This is a genomic window from Burkholderia sp. 9777_1386 (genome assembly GCF_015712265.1).
GTDB lineage: Bacteria > Pseudomonadota > Gammaproteobacteria > Burkholderiales > Burkholderiaceae > Burkholderia > Burkholderia cenocepacia.
This window is the reverse complement of sequence record NZ_JACCQB010000106.1, coordinates 1-3989: the sequence shown is the minus strand read 5'-3', so window position 1 is coordinate 3989 and position 3989 is coordinate 1. Positions and strand designations below refer to the sequence as shown.

3 protein-coding genes are annotated in these 3989 nt (G+C 70.2%); 2 read left to right on the top strand and 1 reads right to left on the bottom strand.

All coding sequences use genetic code 11. From position 1 onward, the window contains the following. The first annotated feature begins 53 nt into the window (after positions 1-53). Both H0X91_RS34485 and H0X91_RS34480 read left to right on the top strand, forming a co-directional pair. A complete protein-coding gene (locus tag H0X91_RS34485; RefSeq protein ID WP_196433807.1) occupies positions 54-1286 on the top strand; it encodes a diaminopropionate ammonia-lyase in 1233 nt (410 codons plus the stop codon). A gap of 29 nt (positions 1287-1315) precedes the next feature. Beyond that, the gene (locus tag H0X91_RS34480) at positions 1316-2500 is read left to right on the top strand and encodes a M20 aminoacylase family protein (RefSeq protein WP_196433808.1); all 1185 of its coding nucleotides are present in this window, start codon (positions 1316-1318) and stop codon (positions 2498-2500) included. Positions 2501-2554: 54 nt separating this feature from the next. Here the strand turns inward: H0X91_RS34480 and H0X91_RS34475 are convergent, their stop codons facing one another. Next, the gene (locus H0X91_RS34475) at positions 2555-3913 is read right to left on the bottom strand and encodes an aspartate aminotransferase family protein (RefSeq protein WP_006485067.1); all 1359 of its coding nucleotides are present in this window, start codon (positions 3911-3913) and stop codon (positions 2555-2557) included. Between the last annotated feature and the right edge of the window lie 76 nt (positions 3914-3989).

Here is a 3989-nt window from a genome sequence, read left to right as displayed (position 1 = left end):
ACCCGACCCACCCGACGGACCGCCCGCGCGGTCCCGATCCGGAGCCTTTCGTCATGCTGATCGCCAACCCGCGCGCGTCGCGCACCGCTTACCCGAACGCGCTGCGCCGCGTGATGAACATCGCGTCGGCCGACGAAAGCGGCGCGTGGCTCGCGCACTGGCCGCTCGTCGGCCACGCGCGCACGCCGCTGCGCGCGCTGCCCGATCTGGCCGCGCGGCTCGGCGTCGCGAGCGTCAGCGTGAAGGACGAGTCGTGCCGCTCGCCGCTCGGCAGCTTCAAGGCGCTCGGCGCGCCGATCGCGCTGGTGCGGCTCGTGAAGCGGCTGCGGCGCACGCAGGCGCTCGATCCGCAGGGGCTCGTCACCGGCCGCTACGCGGCGGAGCTGGCCGACCTGACGGTGATCAGCGCGACCGACGGCAATCACGGCCGCGCGCTGGCCGCCGCCGCGCGCGCGATCGGCTGCGGCTGCGTGATCGTGCTGCATGCGAACGTCGACGCCGAGCGCGAACGCGCGATCTCGGCCTACGGCGCGCGGATCGTGCGCATCGCGGGGAACTACGACGAATCGGTCGTCTGCGCGGCGCAGCTCGCGCAAGCGAACGGCTGGTACGTCGTGTCGGATACGTCGTACGACGGCTACGAAGCGATTCCGCGCGACGTGATGCAGGGCTACGGCGTGATCGCCGCCGAAGCGGCCGCGCAGGCCGCGGAGGACGACGGACGGCCGTTCACGCACGTGTTCCTGCAGGGCGGCGTGGGCGGCCTCGCCGCGGGCGTCGCGAGTTACCTGTGGGAGCGCGACGGCGTGCAGCGGCCGCGCTTCATCGTCGTCGAGCCGCGCCAGGCCGATTGCCTGTACCAGAGCGCGTTGGCCGGGCGCGCGACGAAGGCGAGCGGCAGCGTCGATTCGGTGATGGCCGGGCTCGCGTGCGGCGAGGCGTCGCCGCTCGCGTGGGATTTCCTCGAGATGTGCATCGATTACTTCATGCTGATCGACGACGAGGACGCGGTGCAGGCGATGCGCGGCCTCGCGGCCGGCAGCGCACGCGACGTGCCGGTCGTCGCCGGCGAATCGGGCGCGGCCGGCGTGGCCGGGCTCGACGTGCTGATGCGCGACCCGGCGCTCGCGCGGCAGGTCGGGCTCGATGCGAATGCGCGCGTGCTGGCGATCAACACGGAAGGGGCGACCGCGCCGTCCGTGTACCGGCATTGCGTCGGCGAGACGGCCGACGCGGTGCTGGCGCGCCAGCGCGACTGGCTGAGCCGCGTGGCGGTGGCGGCCTGAACGACATGACGACCGACGAGGTGAATGCAATGGACCCGATCGAGGCAATCGAAGCAAGCACACTGCAGGGGCAACTGAAAACCTGGCGCCGCCATCTGCACCAGTATCCGGAGACGGGTTTCGAAGAGGTGAACACGTCGGACTACGTCGCGCGGATTCTCACGACGCTCGGGCTCGACGTACATCGCGGCATCGGCGGCACCGGGCTCGTCGCGAACCTGACGGCCGGCACGGGCCGGCGCGCGATCGGCATTCGCGCGGACATGGACGCGCTGAACATCGCCGAGCACGCGCCGGGCCGCGAACACGTATCGCGCACACCGGGCAAGATGCATGCGTGCGGACACGACGGCCACATGTCGATGGTGCTCGGCGCCGCGCAGTTGCTGGCCGAACGCAAGGATTTCGACGGCACGGTGCGCTTCATCTTCCAGCCGGCGGAAGAGCACGGCCGCGGCGCGAAGGCGATGATGGCGGACGGGCTGTTCGAGCGCTTTCCGGTCGATGCGATCTTCGGCGCGCACAACATGCCGGGCATGCGCGCGGGCACGTTCTCGACGCGGGCGGGCGGCATCATGGCGAGCGAGGACAACTTCGTGATCCGGATCGACGGGCGCGGCACGCATGCGGCGCGTCCGCACATGGGCATCGACCCGATCGTGATCGGCTCGCAGATCGTGCTCGCGCTGCAGACGATCGTGTCGCGCAATGTCGACCCGGGCCAGCAGGCGGTGATCTCGTGCACGGAATTCGTCACCGACGGGCTGCGCAACGTGCTGCCGTCGACCGTGACGATCAAGGGCGACACGCGCAGCTATTCGCGCGACGTGCAGGCGCTGCTGGAAACGCGGATGCGCGAGATCAGCGAAGGGATCTGCCGCACGCACGGCGCGACCTGCACGTTCGAATACACGCACGAGTTCGCGCCGACGGTGAATTCGCCGGAATGGGTCGACACGGCCGTGCAGGCCGCCGCGCACGTCGCGGGCGCCGACGCGGTGCACGCCGACGTGCAGCCGATGATGATCTCGGAGGATTTCGGCGCGTTCCTGCAGGCGGTGCCGGGCAACTTCGTGTTCATCGGCAACGGCGAGGCGGCCGGGCAGGGCGGCGTGCCGCTGCACAACGCGACCTACGATTTCAACGACGCGATCCTGCCGGTGGGCGCGCGGTATTTCGCGGAAGTGGCGCGGCGGGCGTTGAAGGCGGTGTAGCGAAAGCGGCGGCCCGGTACGCGCTCGCGCGCGTACCGGCCCTGCGTCAGCGCATCACACCAGCTCACCCAGACACGCATCGAACTGCGCGACGAGCCGGTCGACATCGTCGTCGGTCGTTTGCGGGCACACGAGCATCATGTTGTGGAAGGGCGTGATCAGCACGCCGCGATTCAGCAGGTACAGGTGCACGATGTGCTCGAGTTCGCTGTCGAGCTGCGCGCCGGCCAGCGTGCCGTTGCGCGGCGGCACCGGCGCGAACTGAAACTCGGTGCGCGCGCCGATGCGCGTCACGCACCACGGCAGCCGGTGTGTCGCGATCGCGTGTTCGAGGCCCGTCGCGAGCCGCGCGGCGAGTGCGAACATGTGCGCATACGCGGCGTCGGTCGCGACTTCGGCGAGCGTCGCGCGCATCGCATGCATCGCGAGCATGTTCGCGGTGAGCGTCGTGCCGATGCCCGAGTGGCCGGGCGGCGCGTTCAGCTTCGCCTGCTTGGCGCGCGCCGCGAATTCGGCGCTGAACCCGTACACCGCGCACGGCACGCCGCCCGCGATCGGCTTGCCGACCACCAGCATGTCCGGTTCGAGACCGTGCGCGACCGCGTAACCGCCGGGGCCGCTGCTGATCGTGTGCGTCTCGTCGATCACCAGCAGCGTGCCGGTGCGGCGCGTCAGTTCGCGCGCGGCTTCCCAGAAACCCGGGTCGGGCAGCACCATGCCGATGTTCGTCATCGCGGGCTCCGCGAGCACGCACGCGACATCGCCGTCCTGCAGCGCCGCTTCGAGCGCGGCCAGATCGTTGAACTCGACGACGCGCGTGTTCGCGAGCAGGTCGTACGACTGCCCGAGCAGGCTGTCGCGCTGTACCGGGCGGCCGTCGACGAGATCGACGAACACGTCGTCGACCGTGCCGTGATAACAGCCGTTGAACACGACGATCGTGTTGCGGCCAGTGGCCGCGCGCGCCCAGCGCAGCACGAAGCGGTTCGCGTCGCTCGCGCTCAACGCGAATTGCCAGACCGGCAACTTGAAGCGCCGCGCGAGTTCGCGCGACACCCACGCGGCGTCCTCGCTCGGCAGCATCGTCGTGTAGCCGCGCGTGGCCTGTTCGACGAGCGCGCGGGCGACGGGTTCGGGCGCATGGCCGAACATCGCGCCGGTGTCGCCGAGGCAGAAATCGACGTAGCGATGACCGTCGACGTCGGTAAACGTCGCGCCGCGGGCTTCCTTCACGTAGAGCGAGAACGGGGTCGACCAGTCCTGCATCCAGTGCAACGGCACGCCGAACAGCAAGTGCTCGGACGCTTCCGCGGACAGCGCGCGGGAAACCGGCATGGCTTCGGTGAACGTCTGGCGTTCGCGATCGAACAGCGCGCGGGCGCGGATGAGGTCGACTCCGTGGCGGGTAGGCAAAGGCAGCTCCTGGGCTGTGGGGATGGGGGAAACGATAGCGCGGGTGGCGCGGGGCTGACCAGAGGCGGAATTACCG